This window comes from Bowmanella dokdonensis (assembly GCF_017254865.1).
Classification (GTDB): domain Bacteria; phylum Pseudomonadota; class Gammaproteobacteria; order Enterobacterales; family Alteromonadaceae; genus Bowmanella; species Bowmanella dokdonensis.
Genome location: NZ_JAFKCV010000119.1, coordinates 1 through 414, shown reverse-complemented (window position 1 = coordinate 414; position 414 = coordinate 1). Strand labels below are relative to the sequence as shown.

Here is a 414-nt window from a genome sequence, read left to right as displayed (position 1 = left end):
ACATAGGTTTCAAAGTGCAAAGGCCCCGGCAGCGCTTTAATCTGCTCAAGTATGCTCTGTTCCTGCTTGATCGGGTGGCCGCCACTGTGCAACAGCGCCAGTACCAAGGAGGTAAATTCATGCCCCATGGGCAACCCGGCAAAGGCCATAGATGTCCCAGTATCAGGACTGCTCACCTGCATGGAAGGAACGCGCTGGGGTTCTGTGGTCAGTCGGTAGCTCACCAAATCTGACAGTTCTTCGATGTCTCGCGCCAGTGCCAGTAACTGCTGGGATTTCTCGCTGTCGTCGGTGGCCAACACCAACTCCACAGGGCGTTTCAAATTGGCTAAATAGGTTTTCAGTTGGTCTTTTAAATTGTTGTCTAACATCACTACCTCGACATTCACTGGGCAAAACATTCCCTGCACCGGC

Annotated in this window: 1 pseudogene; it reads right to left on the bottom strand. The window is 52.4% G+C overall.

The window, feature by feature from the left end:
* Positions 1–371: pseudogene (locus tag J0A66_RS21820) on the bottom strand (alkyl hydroperoxide reductase subunit F); the annotation flags it as partial.
* Positions 372–414: the final 43 nt, after the last annotated feature.